The 15,581-nt window shown below is 72.1% G+C and carries 17 protein-coding genes and 1 pseudogene; 6 read left to right on the top strand and 12 right to left on the bottom strand.

Annotated features, from left to right (window positions below):
- Window positions 1–324, top strand: a pseudogene (locus ACFYTE_RS17290) (hypothetical protein); the annotation flags it as partial.
- 62 nt (window positions 325–386) lie between these two features.
- Here ACFYTE_RS17290 and ACFYTE_RS17285 read toward each other — a convergent pair.
- The 8 genes from ACFYTE_RS17285 to ACFYTE_RS17250 all read right to left on the bottom strand — a co-directional run bounded on the left by ACFYTE_RS17285 (window position 387) and on the right by ACFYTE_RS17250 (window position 6,583).
- Window positions 387–1,940, bottom strand: coding sequence for an MDR family MFS transporter (locus tag ACFYTE_RS17285; RefSeq protein ID WP_388710809.1), 1,554 nt, complete (start codon window positions 1,938–1,940; stop codon window positions 387–389).
- Between the two features lie 69 nt (window positions 1,941–2,009).
- Window positions 2,010–2,675 (bottom strand): TetR/AcrR family transcriptional regulator, encoded by a 666-nt coding sequence (locus ACFYTE_RS17280; protein ID WP_388710391.1) that lies wholly within the window; start codon window positions 2,673–2,675, stop codon window positions 2,010–2,012.
- A gap of 186 nt (window positions 2,676–2,861) precedes the next feature.
- On the bottom strand, window positions 2,862–4,598 hold the full coding sequence (locus ACFYTE_RS17275; protein WP_388710389.1) for a complex I subunit 5 family protein: 1,737 nt from the start codon (window positions 4,596–4,598) through the stop codon (window positions 2,862–2,864).
- Window positions 4,598–4,945, bottom strand: a complete 348-nt coding sequence (locus ACFYTE_RS17270) for an NADH-quinone oxidoreductase subunit K (RefSeq protein ID WP_388710806.1) — start codon at window positions 4,943–4,945, stop codon at window positions 4,598–4,600. The genes ACFYTE_RS17275 and ACFYTE_RS17270 overlap by 1 nt, the downstream gene beginning before the upstream one ends.
- A 10-nt stretch (window positions 4,946–4,955) precedes the next feature.
- On the bottom strand, window positions 4,956–5,696 hold the full coding sequence (locus tag ACFYTE_RS17265; RefSeq protein ID WP_388710387.1) for an MnhB domain-containing protein: 741 nt from the start codon (window positions 5,694–5,696) through the stop codon (window positions 4,956–4,958).
- Window positions 5,693–5,959 (bottom strand): hydrogenase subunit MbhD domain-containing protein, encoded by a 267-nt coding sequence (locus tag ACFYTE_RS17260; protein WP_388710385.1) that lies wholly within the window; start codon window positions 5,957–5,959, stop codon window positions 5,693–5,695. Before ACFYTE_RS17260 ends, ACFYTE_RS17265 begins: the two co-directional genes overlap by 4 nt.
- A complete protein-coding gene (locus ACFYTE_RS17255; protein ID WP_388710383.1) occupies window positions 5,952–6,404 on the bottom strand; it encodes a monovalent cation/H+ antiporter complex subunit F in 453 nt (150 codons plus the stop codon). Before ACFYTE_RS17255 ends, ACFYTE_RS17260 begins: the two co-directional genes overlap by 8 nt.
- Window positions 6,401–6,583 (bottom strand): hypothetical protein, encoded by a 183-nt coding sequence (locus ACFYTE_RS17250; RefSeq protein WP_388710381.1) that lies wholly within the window; start codon window positions 6,581–6,583, stop codon window positions 6,401–6,403. Before ACFYTE_RS17250 ends, ACFYTE_RS17255 begins: the two co-directional genes overlap by 4 nt.
- Before the next feature lie 160 nt (window positions 6,584–6,743).
- Here ACFYTE_RS17250 and ACFYTE_RS17245 point away from each other — a divergent pair, with 160 nt between their 5' ends.
- Window positions 6,744–7,715, top strand: coding sequence for an LLM class F420-dependent oxidoreductase (locus ACFYTE_RS17245; protein ID WP_388710379.1), 972 nt, complete (start codon window positions 6,744–6,746; stop codon window positions 7,713–7,715).
- 24 nt (window positions 7,716–7,739) lie between these two features.
- Here the strand turns inward: ACFYTE_RS17245 and ACFYTE_RS17240 are convergent, their stop codons facing one another.
- The gene (locus tag ACFYTE_RS17240) at window positions 7,740–8,090 is read right to left on the bottom strand and encodes a helix-turn-helix transcriptional regulator (protein WP_388710377.1); all 351 of its coding nucleotides are present in this window, start codon (window positions 8,088–8,090) and stop codon (window positions 7,740–7,742) included.
- 130 nt (window positions 8,091–8,220) lie between these two features.
- Between ACFYTE_RS17240 and ACFYTE_RS17235 the strand changes: the two genes are divergently transcribed.
- Window positions 8,221–9,060: an ANTAR domain-containing protein gene (locus tag ACFYTE_RS17235; protein WP_388710375.1), complete on the top strand. Its 840-nt coding sequence runs from the start codon at window positions 8,221–8,223 to the stop codon at window positions 9,058–9,060.
- Here the strand turns inward: ACFYTE_RS17235 and ACFYTE_RS17230 are convergent.
- The 3 genes from ACFYTE_RS17230 to ACFYTE_RS17220 are packed head-to-tail and all read right to left on the bottom strand — an operon-like array spanning window position 8,948 to window position 10,676.
- Window positions 8,948–9,742, bottom strand: coding sequence for a metallophosphoesterase (locus ACFYTE_RS17230; protein ID WP_388710373.1), 795 nt, complete (start codon window positions 9,740–9,742; stop codon window positions 8,948–8,950). The genes ACFYTE_RS17235 and ACFYTE_RS17230 overlap by 113 nt on opposite strands.
- Window positions 9,739–9,993, bottom strand: coding sequence for a hypothetical protein (locus tag ACFYTE_RS17225; RefSeq protein WP_388710371.1), 255 nt, complete (start codon window positions 9,991–9,993; stop codon window positions 9,739–9,741). Before ACFYTE_RS17225 ends, ACFYTE_RS17230 begins: the two co-directional genes overlap by 4 nt.
- The gene (locus tag ACFYTE_RS17220; protein ID WP_388710369.1) at window positions 9,990–10,676 is read right to left on the bottom strand and encodes a hypothetical protein; all 687 of its coding nucleotides are present in this window, start codon (window positions 10,674–10,676) and stop codon (window positions 9,990–9,992) included. Before ACFYTE_RS17220 ends, ACFYTE_RS17225 begins: the two co-directional genes overlap by 4 nt.
- Before the next feature lie 224 nt (window positions 10,677–10,900).
- On the opposite strand from ACFYTE_RS17220, the gene ACFYTE_RS17215 reads away from it, so the two are divergent.
- The 3 genes from ACFYTE_RS17215 to ACFYTE_RS17205 are packed head-to-tail and all read left to right on the top strand — an operon-like array spanning window position 10,901 to window position 15,530.
- Window positions 10,901–11,857: an LLM class F420-dependent oxidoreductase gene (locus tag ACFYTE_RS17215; protein ID WP_388710367.1), complete on the top strand. Its 957-nt coding sequence runs from the start codon at window positions 10,901–10,903 to the stop codon at window positions 11,855–11,857.
- Window positions 11,858–11,880: 23 nt separating this feature from the next.
- The gene (locus tag ACFYTE_RS17210) at window positions 11,881–12,492 is read left to right on the top strand and encodes a cysteine hydrolase family protein (RefSeq protein ID WP_388710365.1); all 612 of its coding nucleotides are present in this window, start codon (window positions 11,881–11,883) and stop codon (window positions 12,490–12,492) included.
- Entirely contained in the window at window positions 12,489–15,530 is a 3,042-nt protein-coding gene (locus ACFYTE_RS17205) for an FAD-binding and (Fe-S)-binding domain-containing protein (RefSeq protein ID WP_388710364.1), read from the top strand. Before ACFYTE_RS17210 ends, ACFYTE_RS17205 begins: the two co-directional genes overlap by 4 nt.
- The last annotated feature ends 51 nt before the right edge of the window (window positions 15,531–15,581 follow it).

Genomic DNA, 15,581 nt, shown 5'->3' with positions numbered 1-15,581 from the left:
CGCACTCATGGGCCCACTGCGCCGCCCCGACCTCGACCCGGACCTGCCGGACACCGCCGGATTCCCACCACCCTGACCCACCCGACCGACCGCGACGACACGGAGCCGGTGCCGGCCCGCACGTCCCGGCCGCGCCAGGGCGCCGATGCGCGAGTCCGGACACTCACCGCCCACGTCCCGAACACCACACCCGTACCCGTCGTGGCCCGGCTGGTGCGCGGGGTCGAGGGCGTGGTCGACGTCGACTGCGCACTCATGGGCCCACTGCGCCGCCCCGACCTCGACCCGGACCTGCCGGACACCGCCGGATTCCCACCACCCTGACCCACCCGACCGACCGCGACGACACAAAACCCGAAGGCCACCACCCCGCCGGCGCGGGGGCGTCAGTGGGTGAGGTCGGGAGACCTCTGTGTCTCCTCTTCGGCCCTGCGCTGCAACGCCGTCGTGGTCTTCAGCGGCGCCTCCTTGACGAACAGCACGGCGATCAGCGCGATCACCGCGAACGGGAGGGCCATCAGGAACAGGTCGCCCGTGGCCACGCCGTAGGCGTGCTCGACCACGCCCTTCACCGGCTCGGGCAGGGTGGTCATGTCCGGGACCGCCCCGTGACCGCCTGCCGCGGCGCCCTGGGCGGCTTCGGCGGGCAGGTCCTTCAGCCCCTTGGCCATCTCGTCGGCGACCCGGTTGGCCAGCAGGGCACCGAGGACGCTGGTGCCGACGGTGCCGCCGAGGCTGCGGAAGAAGGAGAGCGTGGAGGTCGCGGCGCCCAACTCGTGCGCGGCCACATCGTTCTGCGCGGCCAGCACGAGGTTCTGCATCAGCATGCCGACCCCGATACCCAGGACGGCCATGTAGAGGCTGAGGACCCCGAACCCGGTGTCGGAGTCCAGCAGGGACAGCAGGGCGAGGCCCGCGCTCATCACGACGCCGCCGGCGATCAGGAAGGCCTTCCAGCGTCCGGTGCGGCTGATGATCTGTCCGGCCACCGTGGAGGAGACCAGCAGGCCGCCGATCATCGGCAGGCTCATCAGGCCCGCGACCGTGGGCGACTTGCCGAGGGCGACCTGGAAGTACTGGGCGAGGAAGACCGATCCGGCGAACATGGCGAGACCGACGAAGAAGCTGGCCACGGTGGTGAGCGTGACGGTGCGGTTGCGGAAGACGGTGAGCGGGATGACCGGCTCGGCCGCCCGGGACTCCACGAGAACGGCCCCCGCCAGCAGCACCGCACCGGCGCCGGTCAGCGCGGCGGTCTGCCAGGACGCCCAGGCGAACTCGTTGCCGGCGAGCGAGGTCCAGATCAGCAGGGCGCAGACACCGGCGACGATGAGGAAGGCGCCCAGCCAGTCGATCCGCACCTCACGGCGCACGGTGGGCAGCCGCAGTGTCCGCTGCAGGATGACGATGGCGGCCAGCGCGAAGGGGATGCCGACGAAGAAGCACCAGCGCCAGCCCAGCCAGTCGGTGTCCACCAGCACGCCGCCGACCAGCGGGCCGGCGACGGTCCCGACGGCGAACACCGCGCCGAAGATGCCGCCGTAGCGGCCGAGGTCACGCGGCGGGATGATCGCGGCCATGACCACCTGGGCGAGCGCGGTGAGACCGCCAGCGCCGATGCCCTGGATGACGCGGCTCACGATCAGCATGCCGACGCCCTGGGAGAAGCCGGCCACCAGGGAGCCGACGACGAAGAGGCCGAGCGACAGCTGGAGCAGCAGCTTCTGGTTGAACAGGTCGGAGAGCTTGCCCCACAACGGCACGGTGGCCGTCATCGCGAGCAGCTCGGCGGTGACCACCCAGGTGTAGGAGGACTGGCTCGCTCCGAGGTCGGCGATGATCCGGGGCAGCGCGTTGGAGACGACGGTTCCGGCCAGAACGGCCACGAACATGCCGGCCATCAGCCCGGACATGGCCTGGAGTATCTGACGGGACTGCATCGGGACGGGGGGCGCCTCGGCGCTCACAGCACTCACGGGTGATCCTTCGAAGGACGGGAAGAAATCGGTTCAGGACTCGTCGAGGGGGCGGACGAACCCCGCGGCGAGCTGATCGAAGACCTGGTGGAAGACGTCGAGGAACGCGCTGCCGCCGTCGTGTTCGTACCAGTGCGTCATCGCGACGCGGATCGCGGCGGTGCTGAGCGAGGCGAGCAGCGTGGCATACAGCTCGGCCCGGGGGCCGGTCGTGCCCTGCGCACGAAGCCGTACCGTGAACGCCTCGGCGAGCGCCCGCTCCTCCTCGGCCTGCAGGGACAGCAGCCGGGAGGTGAGTTCCGGGGAGCGGGAGAGCACCAGGGCGACCAGCGACCACAGTTCGCGATCCAGCTCCATGCCGGCGATCTGTTCGGCCATGGCCTCCCGCAGCACGTCCAGCGCGGAACGCTCGGCGGGGGCCTCGCGCACCGCCTGCCGGATCCGCTCCCCCACCTCCGGGTCGGCCATGACGAACGCGTCTTCACGGCCCTTGAAGTAGTTGAAGAACGTCCGCGGCGAGACGCCCGCCCGCTCGCTGATCGCCTCGACCGTCACCTGCTGCACGCCGTACTCCGCGGCAAGCCGTATCGCCGCCTCGAACAGGGCGTGCCGGGTCGCTCTCTTCTTCTGCTCACGCAGCCCGACGGTGCGCTCCCGCTTCTCCACACCTTGCACTCTACTGAAAAAATGCAGAGACATGCAAAATTCTGGCTACGGCGCCGACGGCTCGGCCGACGGGGCGCCGCCGGTTCGGGAGGCGCACGGTGTCGGCGCTGCCGGGGGACGGCGCACGGCCGATCCGGCGCGCTGGCACAGCTCCGCCGGACCGGACGCCCTGCGCCGGGTAGGGACCCTCCTGAGCGCTACTGACGCAGACAACCCGGTTCAGCCGCCGAGGACGCCCGGCAGGGCCAGCGCCCCCAGCGCGGCGGCCCCGAGCAGCAGCCAGGCCACATAGTCTCCGACGTGCCCGGACTGGAGCCGCCGCAGCCGCTGCGCCCAGCCCGGGGCCGGCACCCGGCGCGGACGTACCACGGCGCGGCAGGCGAGAGCCACGGCCAGCCCCGTGGACAGCAGACCGAGCAGGACACCGGGCGGCCTCCAGTGCACGTCCCCGGAGCCCGCGGCGTCGACACCGCGGGCCACGGCCGCGGCGAAACCGGGCACCACGCCGACGGCGAGCGCGGCGGCGAGCAGCACCGCCGGGACGGCCGTCATGGTGTCCGGGACCCGCAGCAGTCTGCCCCCGGTCTCGGGCTGCTCGCGCAAGCCGGTGGTCTCGTAGCCTGACGAGTCCTCGGGGCGTGGGCCGAGTCCCCAGAAGACCCGGGCGGTGACCCGGAGCACCGCGGCGGCGGTGATCGCCGACGCGGTGACGTACAGCGCCGTGAGCGGGCCGCCGACGGCCTCCTCGACGGTCGACTTCCCGAGGGCCGTGCCGAACGGCGGCAGGCCCGCGAGACCGAGCGCGCCCACCGCGAACATCGCCCCCACGCCGCGCATCCGACGGGCCCTGCCGTGCAGGGCGTGCTCGTCGAGGCTGCCGAACCGGTCGAGGAGGACACCGGCGCAGGCGAACAGCGCGGCCTTCACCCCGGCGTGCCCGAGGACGTACAGCGCCACTCCGTCCTCGGCCGCCGGCTTGAGCACGCCGATGCCGACGACGAACAGACCCATGTGGGCGATCGTGGAGTAGGCCAGCAGCCGCTTGATGTGCCGCTGGTACCAGCACATGAGGGCCCCGGTCAGCGCCGTGAGCACGCCGAGGGTCACCAGCGCGCGCTGCACGTCGCCCGCCGGGATGCCGCCCGGCCCGGCGAACACGGTGGTGTACACCCGCCAGACGCCGTACGCGCCGAGTTCCACCATGACGCCGGAGAACAGCATGCACACCGGGGTGGGGGCGACCGCGTGGGCGTCCGGGAGCCAGAAGTGGAACGGCGCGGCGGCGGCCTTCACCAGCAGGCCCGTCGTCACCAGCACGAACGCCGCGAGGACCAGTGCGTCGGGTCCGCCGTGTGCGTCCAGGCCGTCTCCGATGCGGGCCATGCCCAGCTCGCCGGTGCGCGCGTACAGCAGCGTGATGCCCATCAACAGCCCGTAGGCGCCCAGGGAGTTGACGACGCCGAAGGTCAGGGCGCCCTGCACGGGCTTCGCCTCGTCGATCCGGTAGCCGGTCAGCGCGTAGGCGACGACGCCCATCAGTTCGAAGAACACGAACGCGTTGAACAGGTCGCCGGCCAGGGCGAAGCCGGACATTCCCGCCTGGAACACCAGCATCAGGGCCGGGAAGGAACCGGCGTGGCCGCGCGGCGGCTCGTCGAAGTAGTGCCAGGAGTACACCAGTGCCGCGAGCGTCAGCAGCGCGACGAGGGCGGCCGTGCCGAGCGCCGGTGCGTCACCGACCAGCACGATGCCGATGCCGGGCCCCCATCCGCCGACGTGTTCGGCAAGGGTGGGCGAGGAGTGCGCCAGCAGCACCAGCGCGAGGGCCGCGGCGCCGCCCGAGACGGCGCATGCGGTGCTCTCCGCGGCGAGCCGTGGCAGCCGGCGGCCCGTGGCGACCAGCACCGCGGCGCCCAGCAGCGGCACCGCCGTGAGCAGCGGGAGCAGATGGTGCATCAGCCGCGCAGCTCCATCAGTTCGTCGGGGTCGACCGTGCCGTGCCGCTTGGCGACCTGCAGGACGAGCGCAAGCAGCAGCGCGGTGACGGTGGCGCCCACGACGATGTCGGTGAGGGTGAGGGCCTGCACGACGGGATCCACCAGGGGCCGGGTGCCCGGCTTCACATCGGAGAAGACGGGGGCGGTCCCGCCGTCCCGGTAGCCGACGGCCAGCAGCAGGACGTACGTCGCGGACTGGCACACGGACAGACAGCCCACGGCGTGGATCAGGTTCCGGCTGGTCGCAAGGCCCAGACAGCCGGCCAGAAAGATGTAGACGGCGACCAGATAGGGGAAGACATGCATCACGGACGGCTCAACTCCCCTGCTCCTCCTCGATCTCGACGGCCTGATCGAGGAACCGGGCGAGCAGCACCACGACGGCGCTCGCCACCTCCATGCCGATGGCCGCGTTCAGCAGGGGCACCGTGCCGCCGGACGACAGCGTGTTGAAGGTGCCGTAGGGCAGCAGCGTGTTCGCAAGGAAGGCGGTGCCGGCCAGGACGCCGGCGAGGCCCAGGACCAGGTACGCGCCGGCGGCGAGCGCGTCGCAGACCTCGAACGCCCCGATCGGGCGGATGCGCTCCAGGGCCCGGTAGTCGGCGCCGAGGTAGAGCAGGTGCAGTGCCGTGGCTGCGACCACCCCTCCCTGGAATCCGCCGCCGGGGCTGAGCTGCCCGTGGGCGATGACGTAGACGCCCACGACCAGGGTGACGGGCAGCACGATCAGGGCGTAGCGGCTCACGGGCGGTGCCACGTCGGCGGGTGCGGGCGGCGCACGGTGTTCGTCCCTGGCCTGCCGTAGCAGGACCACACAGCCCAGTACCGCGGCGAACAGGATGCTCATCTCGCCGAGGGTGTCGTAGGCGCGCAGATCGAAGTTGACGGAGGCGATGGTGTTGGCGGTGTGCCGGGCCAGTGAGGCGCGCACGGCCCGCTCCGCGTAGGGATGCCATCGCCCGCCGAAGGAGGGCAGGTCGAGGCAGGCGAGGACCAGCAGCACGGCGAGGCCCGCGCCGCCGCAGGCCAGCACGGCCAGGCGCAGCCGGCGGCTCATCCGTCGCCGTCCCTGTCCCGGGTCCGGGCGCGCCGCCTGAGCTTGCGCACGGACAGCATGATCAGCAGCGGGGTGAGGGCCGCGCCGACCGCCAGCTGCGACAGGCCGACGTCGGGGGCCTGCAACACGGTGAACAGCACGGCCAGGACGACGCCCAGCACGGACAGCACGAGCGCCTGACGGGCCGGATCGCGGGTGGCGACGGCCGCCGTGGCGGTGGCGGCCACCAGCACCAGAACCACGACGATCGACGCGTCAGCCACCGCGCACCCCCCGAAAGCCGCCCGCCAGCGCACGGGAGGCGACGAGGTTCCCGCCGATCAGCAAGGCGCCGGTCACCAGGAGCTTCACCATGGCGCGCCCCGGGCCCTGGGCCACGCACACGGCGACCACGACGACCGCGCCCACGCCTGCCGCCGCCCACGTCAGCCGCCAGGCGGACGCCCTGGTCTCGGCCAGGTCCTCGGCGAGCAGCCGCGCGAAGACGAGCGTGCCGACCGGTCCCAGCAGCGCCAGGAGCAGGGCGAGATCCACATAGGAGGAGCGGTCGTAGCCCTCGGCGAGGAGCAGCAGACTCGGGCAGGCGACGGAAGTGGTGAGGTTCTGTGCCACCGCCCGGCGGGCCGGCGGCCCGCTCGCCACGCCCCAGACGGTCGCCGCCAGCCCCGCGCCGAGCAGGATCGTCGCCGCGAGAACCCAGCCGTTCAACGTTCCCTCCCCGCCTGCCGTGCGGCCCGCGCGGCGACGGCCCCGAGGGCCGCGGCGCTCGCGCCGACCGCGATCTCAAGGGGCTGGACCGAGCTGATGAGCACCAGCCACAGCAGGGCGAGCCCGGCCCACCAGGCCGCCAGTTCACCGATGGCGGCAAGGACCGTACGCCCCGTCATGGCCCGCCTCCTTACGCCGCCACCGGCATCCAAGCACCGTGGGACCGCCACCGTCCCGCGACGCGCAGGCACGGCGCCATCGGGTGCCCGGTGGGAGTCGGACGAAACGAAGCGCCGGTCCGGTCGTTTTCCGGCCGTCCCCCGGGGGACCCGGGTCGTCATGGTGCACATCGGATACACGATGATGACCGAGCAGTCCGGCCCGCGTGACCTGGTGGACCATGTCGTCCGTGCCGAGGGCGCGGGCTTCGGCTTCTCGGTGATCTCCGACCACTACTTCCCCTGGCTGCGCTCCCAGGGGCACGCCCCGTACGCGTGGAGCGTCCTCGGCGCCGCGGCCCAGGCCACCTCGTCCATCCCGCTGATGACGTACGTGACGTGCCCGACCGTCCGCTACCACCCGGCGGTGGTGGCCCAGCAGGCGGCCACCGTGCACCTGCTGTCCGAGGGCAGGTTCCGGCTCGGGCTCGGTGCCGGCGAGAACCTCAACGAGCATGTGGTGGGCGGCGGCTGGCCCCCGGTCGACGTGCGGCACGAGATGCTCGACGAGGCGGTGCGGATCATCCGCGCCCTGTTCGAGGGCGGCCATGTGACGCATCACGGCACGCACTTCCAGGTGGAGTCGGCCCGCTTGTGGGACCTGCCCGAAACGCCGCCGCTGATCGGCATCGCGGTGTCCGGGGACCGGTCCTGCGCACTCGCCGGCCGTCTCGCGGACCTGCTCATCGCCACCGAACCCAAAAAGGGCCTGCTGGACGCCTTCGACCGGCACGGCGGCACCGGCAAGCCGCGGGTGGGTCAGCTCCCGGTGAGCCACGACCGCGACCGCGACACCGCCGTACGCCGCGCCCACGCGCAGTTCCGCTGGTTCGGGCTCGGCTGGAAGGTCAACTCGGAGTTGCCCCACCCGGACTCCTTCGAGCAGGCGACCCGGTTCGTGACCCGCGACGACGTGGCCGCGGCCGTCCCGTGCGGCGACGACCCGGACGACTTCGTGGCGGCGGTACGGCCCTATGCGGAGGCCGGGTTCACCGAGGTCGCCCTCGTCCAGATCGGCGGCGACACGCAGCCGGAGTTCCTGGACTGGTCGGAGAAGACGCTGCTCCCGGCGCTGCGTGACGCGTTCGGCTGACGTCCTTCGGCGCCGGGGGTGCGCTCACCGGTCGGACGGGACCTGCCGCACCACGCCGTGGCGCTCGGCCTCGTCCCGGATCAGCAGCGACAGCAGGGAGGCCACCGTCAGGTCGGCTTCGGCCGGATGGCGCAGGATCTTGGTGGCGTCGATCCGGTAGTTGTTGCCGCGCCCCTGGCGGGTGTGGGAGAGATAGCCGTCCCGCTCCAGATCCGAGATGATCTTCTGAACGGCGCGTTCGGTGAGCCGGCAGCGCGCGGCGATGTCGCGGATGCGCGCCCTGCGGTTGTCGGCGATGGTGGCCAGCACACGGGCGTGGCTGGTGAGGAACGTCCATCCGATGTGCGGCTCGGGCACTCCATCCACTCCAACCATGGGCAACAGGGTACGGCCGGGCGTGCACGTACTCAAAAGAACGAAACAAAATTCATGTATATCTTGACGGGCTGCGCACGGCGGGCGAGGCTGGTGGCCGGGGATACGCAGGACCCACGGAGAGGCAGTCATGCCGCAGCCGCCCGACACGACACGGTCCGACGGGCACGACCCCGTCTGCACGAGAACGATCTCCTCCTCGATCGTCACGCGATGTGACGGCGACCATGTCGTCGTCCGCATCGACGGAGAACTCTGCTTCGACGACGCCGAGTTGCTGGAGCACACCCTGCGCGCCGCGCTGGACAAGCCGGTCTCGCGCCTCGACCTGGATCTCGGCGACCTGACGTTCTGGGACTGCTCCGCGCTCAATGTGCTGCTGACGCTTCGCCGGCAGGCGCTCGCCGTGGGCAAGACGATCGCCGTGACGGCGGCCAGTCCCGTGGCGGAACGGCTGCTGACCCTCACGGACACCCGCGGCCTGTTCACGCCGGCGCAGAAGGCCACGGACGCCGACCCCGACGAAGACACCGCAGACACCGCAGACGGCGCAGACACCGAAGACGGCGCAGGCGGCGCAGACAGCACAGACGGCGAGCACGGCGTAGCCACGGACGACGGCGACGGCGACGGCCTGCGCTCGGAGGTCGTCCAGCTTCGGCGCGCCCTGCAGACCCGGCCGGAGATCGACATGGCCCGCGGCATCCTGATGGCCTCCTTCGGACTGAGCGCCGACGAGGCCTGGGACGTGCTGGTCATGGCCTCCCAGGGCACCAACACCAAGTTGCACCGCCTCGCCTCGAACGTGGTGACCGCGGTGACCGGGGGCACGCTGCCGCAGCCGGTGCGACAGCAGCTCACGGCGGCGGTCGCCCGGCGACGGGCAGCGGACGCGCGGAGCGCCCGCGGGTCGGCGCCGCCCCGGGCCCCCCGTCGGGCAGGCAGTAGACGTGGAAGGCCCGCCCAATGACGGGCTGTGCCACGTTCCGCACCTTGACCCCGCCCCCGGTCATGCCGTGCTCCGCGCCGAAGTGCGCATGGCCGTGGACGGCGAGGTCGGCGCCGGCCGTGTCGATGGCCTCGGCGAGCAGATAGCTGCCGAGGAAGGGGTAGATCTCCAGGGGTTCACCGGCCAGTGTGTCCGGCACGGGAGAGAAGTGCGTCAGGGCGATCCGCGCATCGCACTCGCCGCGGCCCAGTTCCTCCAGGGCGCCGCGCAGGCCGTCGGCCCGGCGGCGCGAGTAGCGGACGAACTCCTTCATGACCGTTTCGCCGAACTCACCGGCGCAGCGGCCGGCGAACCCGCCGCCGAACCCCTTGGTGCCGGCCACGCCGATGCGCAGTCCGGACCCGGTCACGACCGTCGCCTCGCCCTCCAGGACCTGTGCTCCGGTGTCCCGCAGGACGGCCGTCACCTCGTCGGCCCGTCCGTCGTGGTGGTCGTGGTTGCCGAGGACGGCGACCACCGGCACGCCCAGGTCCGCTATCTCCCGGGCGACCACGCGCGCCTCCTCGGGGGTGCCGTGCCGGGTGAGGTCACCGGCCAGCAGCAGCACGTCCGCGCAGTCCGGCAGGGTCTCGAAGGCGGGGCGGAGCGTGCCCCGGCTCTCGGGCCCCATGTGGATGTCGCCGACGGCCGCCACCCGGATCACCAGAACTCCTCCGCGTGGTCGGGCGGACCGCTGTCCGCGATGACGAGGTCGCTGTGCACGGGCAGGCCCGGCAAGGTCTCGTGGGCGATGCGCAGGATGTCCTCGCGGCACCGGACGGTGCCCACCGTGCCGGTCAGCACAAGGGCCTCGCCGCGGATCTCGGCCCGCACACCCAGCTCGCCGAGGTTGCCCTCCGCCAGCCGCTCGGCCAGATGAGCGACCCGGTACTCCAGGCAGCCCCGCGGGTTCACCGGTGCTCCCGCCGCGATGCGGGCGGCCGGTCCGGGGCGATGACGTTCAGCCGCTCCAGCAGGAACAGGAACGCCGCGGGCATCGGCTCGTGTCCGCACCGGCTGCGCACCTCGTCCCAGTCGACCTTCTCGCGCAGCGAGCGGGCCACGGGGAGTACCGCCCCGAAGTCGCAGTGGTGCTCGGAGAAGGCGGTGTTCAGGCTCACCAGCAGATCGGTCGCCGACAGCACCGGCATGCGCACGGAGTCCACCGGCAGTTCCTCGGCGCGGTCCAGCAGTTCCTCGGTGACCGGCCGGTCGGACAGTTCGAAGATGAGGTCGACGTCCTGGTCGAGGCACGTGGTCTTCAGCAGCCAGTCCTCCGGCGGGACGCGCACCCCGAGACCGGCCGCGCGCAGGTCCTCCGCCACCGCCCCGGCGTCCTCGGGAAGGACACAGAAATCGACGTCGTGCTGGGGGCGGTCGCCGCCGCCGTGGGCGTAGACCGCCACGCTCCCGGCGAGCGCGAACCGGTGCCCCGACCGCTTCAGGACGGCACCCACCTGCTTGGCCGCTTCGAGGATCTGCCGGCCGCGGTCAGGGGGCGGGTCCTTGTGCGGTGGCGGCGGCCCCTTCGCGGCGACGGGCGGGGTGGCCGCTGCGGCGTGCCGTGCGTGCTGCGAGCCCTGCGCGTTCGTCCTCACGACCACTCCCTTCACCCGGCTCACCCGGCCCGGCGCCCGCAGCCGTACGACGGCTCAGGCAGGGGCCGGGTACCCGGGGCCCGCCGGGCGACACGGACCGCCACGAACCTCGCGCCGTACGCGCTGCCGCCGGCCGGGCACCCCCGCCGCGTACAGGGCGGGTTCGACGGTCCGCTCCCCCGGGTACTCGAAGCGCGGCCACGTTCCACCAGGAAGGCATACAGATGGCTCACTTCGGATATTTCCTGTCCTGCGAGGAACACCCTCCGGCGGCGCTCGTCGACCAGGCGCGCATGGCGGAGCAGGCCGGGTTCGACGCCCTCTGGATCTCCGATCACTACCACCCGTGGAACGACCGACAGGGCCAGAGCCCGTTCGTGTGGTCGGTGATCGGCGCCCTGTCGCAGGCGGTCTCGTTGCCCGTCGAGACGGCGGTGACCTGCCCGCTGGTGCGCACGCATCCCGCCGTGATCGCCCAGGCCGCCGCCACCAGCGCGGTACAGCTGGGCGGCCGGTTCCGGCTGGGCGTGGGGAGCGGCGAAGCCCTCAACGAGCACATCCTGGGCACCGGCTGGCCCGAGGCCGCGGTTCGACTGGCCATGCTGGAGGAGGCCCTGCAGATCATCCGGAACCTGCTCACCGGTGAGCAGATCAGCCACCACGGCAGGTACTACACCGTGGAGAACGCCCGGCTGTACACCCTGCCCGACGAGCCGGTGCCCATCGACGTCTCCGCCTTCGGCCCGCAGGCCGCGGAGAGCGCGGCGCGCATCGGCGACGGGCTGATCACGATGATGCCCGACCGCGCCCTGGTCGAACGTTTCCGGCGCGGTGGCGGTGGCGCCAAGCCGGTGTACGGCGGTTTCAAGGCGTGCTGGGGCCCCGACCGGCGGGAGGCGGTCCGCACCGCGCACCGTCTGTGGGCGAACCAGCAACTGCCCGGTGAGCTGGGGCAGATCCTGCCCACCCCGCGCCACTTCGAGCAGGCGAGCGAACTGGTCACACCGGAGCAGGTGGCATCCGCCGTGCCGTGCGGTGACGATCCGGATGCGCATGTCGAGGCGGTGAACGCGTTCGTCGACGCCGGTTTCGACACCGTGTACGTGCAGCAGATCGGCGAGGACCAACAGGGCTTCTTCGACTTCTACCGCACGAAGGTCCTGCCGCGGCTGCGCGACTGAGGCACCGGACGGTGGTGGCGGCCATGCACGGCGGCACAAAGGCGGCGGGTCTCGCCCTCATCGTGATCGACATGATCAACACCTACGACCACGAGGACGCCGAACTGCTCGTGCCCTCCGCACGGCAGGTCGTGCCCGTCCTCGCGGACCTGATCGGCCGGGCCCGTGCGGCGGACGTGCCGGTCGTGTACGCGAACGACAACTTCGGGCTGTGGCGTTCCCACCACGGAGAACTGCTGGAGACCGCGCTGTCCCGGCCGCACGCCGACCTCATCGAGCCGATCAGGCCCGACGACGAGTCGCTGTTCGTCGTGAAGGCCCGCCACTCGATCTTCTACGAGACACCCCTGTCGTATCTGCTGTGGCGCCTGGGCGCCGGACACGTGGTGCTGAGCGGCCAGGTCACCGAGCAGTGCGTGCTCTACTCCGCGCTGGACGCGCACATCCGTCATCTGGAGGTCACCGTGGCGCGGGACGCCGTCGCCTCCATCCACCCGCGGCTGGCGGACGCGGCCCTGGACATGATGGAGCGCAACATGGGGGCACGGATCGTCATGGCGAAAGACGTCGCATTCCTGGGTACCCGATGGCCCGTACCCGACGGACAACCACGCCAGCCGGGAGGCCGACCATGAGCGATACCGTCCTCGAAGCGCCCGCCGACCGGCTGGTAGCGGCGCTGCGTGCCGAGACCGACGCCGAGGTCCGCTTCGATCCGGGCACCAGGGGCGCCTACGCCACGGACGGTTCCAACTACCGGCAGGTCCCCCTCGGCGTGGTCGTGCCCCGCACGGTCGAGGCCGGTGCCCGCGCGGTCGAGGTGTGCGCCCGGTTCGGGGCCCCCGTGCTGTCCCGGGGCGGAGGCACGAGCCTCGCCGGTCAGACGACGAACACGGCTGTCGTGATCGACTGGAGCAAGTACTGCCATGCCCTGGTCGCGGTCGACCCGGACACCCGTACCTGTGTGGTGGAGCCCGGGATCGTCCTGGACGAACTCAACCGGCGCCTGGCCGATCACCGTCTGCAGTTCGGTCCCAAGCCGTCCACCCACAGCCACTGTGCGCTGGGCGGCATGATCGGCAACAACTCCTGCGGGGCGTCCGCGCAGGCGTACGGCAAGACGGTCGACAACGTGCGCCGCCTTGAGGTGCAGACCTACGACGGCCTGCGCATGTGGGTCGGCCCGACCTCCCGGGCCGAGCGCGCGCAGATCACCGCCGAGGGCGGTCGCCGGGCCGAGATCTACGAGGGTCTCGACCGTCTCGTCGCCGGGCACCTGGCGGACATCCGGCGCGGCTACCCGGACATCCCGCGCCGGGTCTCCGGCTACAACCTCGACTCGCTCCTGCCGGAGCGCGGCTTCGACGTCGCACGGGCCCTGGTCGGCAGCGAGGGCACCCTCGTCACCGTCCTGCGCGCCGAACTCGACCTCGTCCCCGTGCCGCCCTACCAGTCGCTGCTGGTCCTCGGCTACGACGACATCTGCCGCGCCGCCGACGACGTACCGCGGCTGCTTGAGCACTGTGCCCCGACCCAACTGGAGGCCCTGGACGGGCGGATGGCCCAGCTCATGCGCGAGGAACACGCCTACCTGGACTCCCTCGACGCGCTGCCCGAAGCGGACTCCTGGCTGTTGCTGCAGTTCAGCGGCGACAGCCAGGAGGAGGCCGACGACCAGGCACACCAGTTGCTCAAGGCGATGGGCCGCAGGGAGAAGGACCCCTCCGTCGCGTTCTCCGACGACCCCGACCGCGAGCAGCAGATGCTCAAGGCGCGGGAGGCCGGCCTCGGCGTGACGGCCCGGCCACCGGACGACCGCGAGACCTGGGAGGGCTGGGAGGACTCCGCCGTACCGCCCGACCGCCTCGGTGACTATCTGCGCGACCTGAAGCGGCTGTTCGTGGAGTTCGACTACGACCACCCTTCCCTGTACGGCCACTTCGGGCAGGGGTGCGTGCACACCCGCATCCCGTTCGGGCTGCGGACCGCGGACGGGGTGGCGGACTTCAGGCGCTTCGTGGAACGGGCCGCCGACCTCGTGGCCTCCTACGGAGGTTCCCTGTCCGGAGAGCACGGGGACGGCCAGGCCCGGGGCGAACTGCTGACCCGGATGTTCGGCGAACCGCTCGTGACCGCCTTCCGGGAACTGAAGGCGCTGTTCGACCCCGGCAACCGGATGAACCCGGGCAAGGTGGTCGACCCGCACCCGGTGGACGGGCAACTGCGCCTCGGGCCGTCCTGGCAACCGGCCGCGAACGGCACGCACTTCGGCTATCCGGAGGACGACCACTCCTTCACCCGGGCCGTGTTGCGCTGTGTGGGCATCGGCAACTGCCGCAGCCACCGGGGCGGCGTGATGTGTCCCTCGTACCGGGCCACCCGGGAGGAGGAGCATTCCACCCGGGGACGCGCCCGGTTGCTGTTCGAGATGCTGGACGGGCACCCGGACTCGGCGGTCGCCGACGGCTGGCGCTCCACCGCGGTACGCGACGCCCTCGATCTGTGCCTGGCCTGCAAGGGATGCAAGTCGGACTGCCCGACCGGCGTCGACATGGCCACGTACAAGGCGGAGTTCCTGGCGCACCACTACGCCGGTCGGCCACGGCCCGCCGCCCACTACTCGATGGGCTGGCTGCCGCTGTGGGCCCGGCTGGCACGGCCTGCCCCGGGGCTGGTCAACAGTGTGCTGCACGCGCCGGGCCTCGCCGGTGCGGGCAAACGGCTGGCCGGCGTGGACGGCGACCGGCAGGCGCCGGTGTTCGCCGGTGAGTCCTTCCTCCAGTGGTGGCGGGCCCGCCACGCCGATGAGCCGGACCCGGCGGACCCGGCGGCGGTGGTGCTGTGGCCGGACACCTTCAGCACCTACTTCCACCCGTCTGTCGCGACCTCGGCGGTCCGCGTCCTCGAAGACGCCGGCTTCCGCGTCACCGTTCCCGGCGCACCCGTCTGCTGCGGCCTGACCTGGATCTCCACCGGCCAACTGGCCACGGCGAAAAGGGTGTTGCGCCATACGCTGCGGGTCCTTCGCCCCTATCTGGACGCCGGCACGCCCGTCGTCGGCCTTGAACCCTCGTGCACGGCCGTCTTCCGGGCCGACGCCCTGGAGCTGCTGGCCGGCGATCCGGACGCCCGCCGCCTGGCCGGGCAGGTCCGCACCCTCGCCGAACAACTCCTGCGCGCGGACTGGCAACCGCCGCGGCTGGCCCGGCACGCGACGGTGCAGACGCACTGCCACCAGCACGCCGTCATGAAGTTCGACGCCGACCGTGAACTGCTGCGCCGCGCCCACCTGGACACCGACGTCCTCGACGAGGGCTGCTGCGGGCTGGCCGGCAACTTCGGATTCGAACGAGGTCACCACGAGGTCTCCCTGGCCGTCGGCGAGCTGGGCGTCCTGCCCGCCGTCCGCGCCGCCGCACCCGACGACGTGCTGCTGGCGGACGGCTTCAGCTGCCGCACCCAGATCGAGCAGGGCGACACCGGCCGCCGGGCCCTGCATCTGGCCGAGGTACTGGCACTCGGACTCGACGGCCCGCTGCCCGGCGACCGGCCCGAGCGCCTGGCCCGGCGCCCCCGTGTCCCCTCAGCCCCGGCCCGCTGGGCGACCACCGCGGGCGCCGGCGCGCTGGCCGCCACGGCCGCCGTGAGCCTCGTACGCCGACTGCACCCGTAGTCCCTTGATCACCACAGTCACCACAGTCATCACGCCCCTCACGGAAAGGAT

This window comes from Streptomyces sp. NPDC004629, assembly GCF_042873595.1.
Taxonomy (GTDB): Bacteria; Actinomycetota; Actinomycetes; order Streptomycetales; family Streptomycetaceae; genus Streptomyces.
This window is presented reverse-complemented; position numbering and strand designations above follow the sequence as displayed.

Coding starts and splice junctions, on each gene's coding strand:
- ACFYTE_RS17285 (WP_388710809.1), bottom strand. CDS start 1,940: ATGCAGTCCCGTCAGATACTCCAGGCCATGTCCGGGCTGATGGCCGGC.
- ACFYTE_RS17210 (WP_388710365.1), top strand. CDS start 11,881: ATGCACGGCGGCACAAAGGCGGCGGGTCTCGCCCTCATCGTGATCGAC.
- ACFYTE_RS17240 (WP_388710377.1), bottom strand. CDS start 8,090: ATGGTTGGAGTGGATGGAGTGCCCGAGCCGCACATCGGATGGACGTTC.
- ACFYTE_RS17250 (WP_388710381.1), bottom strand. CDS start 6,583: ATGACGGGGCGTACGGTCCTTGCCGCCATCGGTGAACTGGCGGCCTGG.
- ACFYTE_RS17265 (WP_388710387.1), bottom strand. CDS start 5,696: ATGAGCCGCCGGCTGCGCCTGGCCGTGCTGGCCTGCGGCGGCGCGGGC.
- ACFYTE_RS17245 (WP_388710379.1), top strand. CDS start 6,744: ATGGTGCACATCGGATACACGATGATGACCGAGCAGTCCGGCCCGCGT.
- ACFYTE_RS17235 (WP_388710375.1), top strand. CDS start 8,221: ATGCCGCAGCCGCCCGACACGACACGGTCCGACGGGCACGACCCCGTC.
- ACFYTE_RS17270 (WP_388710806.1), bottom strand. CDS start 4,945: ATGCATGTCTTCCCCTATCTGGTCGCCGTCTACATCTTTCTGGCCGGC.
- ACFYTE_RS17280 (WP_388710391.1), bottom strand. CDS start 2,675: ATGTCTCTGCATTTTTTCAGTAGAGTGCAAGGTGTGGAGAAGCGGGAG.
- ACFYTE_RS17215 (WP_388710367.1), top strand. CDS start 10,901: ATGGCTCACTTCGGATATTTCCTGTCCTGCGAGGAACACCCTCCGGCG.
- ACFYTE_RS17275 (WP_388710389.1), bottom strand. CDS start 4,598: ATGCACCATCTGCTCCCGCTGCTCACGGCGGTGCCGCTGCTGGGCGCC.
- ACFYTE_RS17205 (WP_388710364.1), top strand. CDS start 12,489: ATGAGCGATACCGTCCTCGAAGCGCCCGCCGACCGGCTGGTAGCGGCG.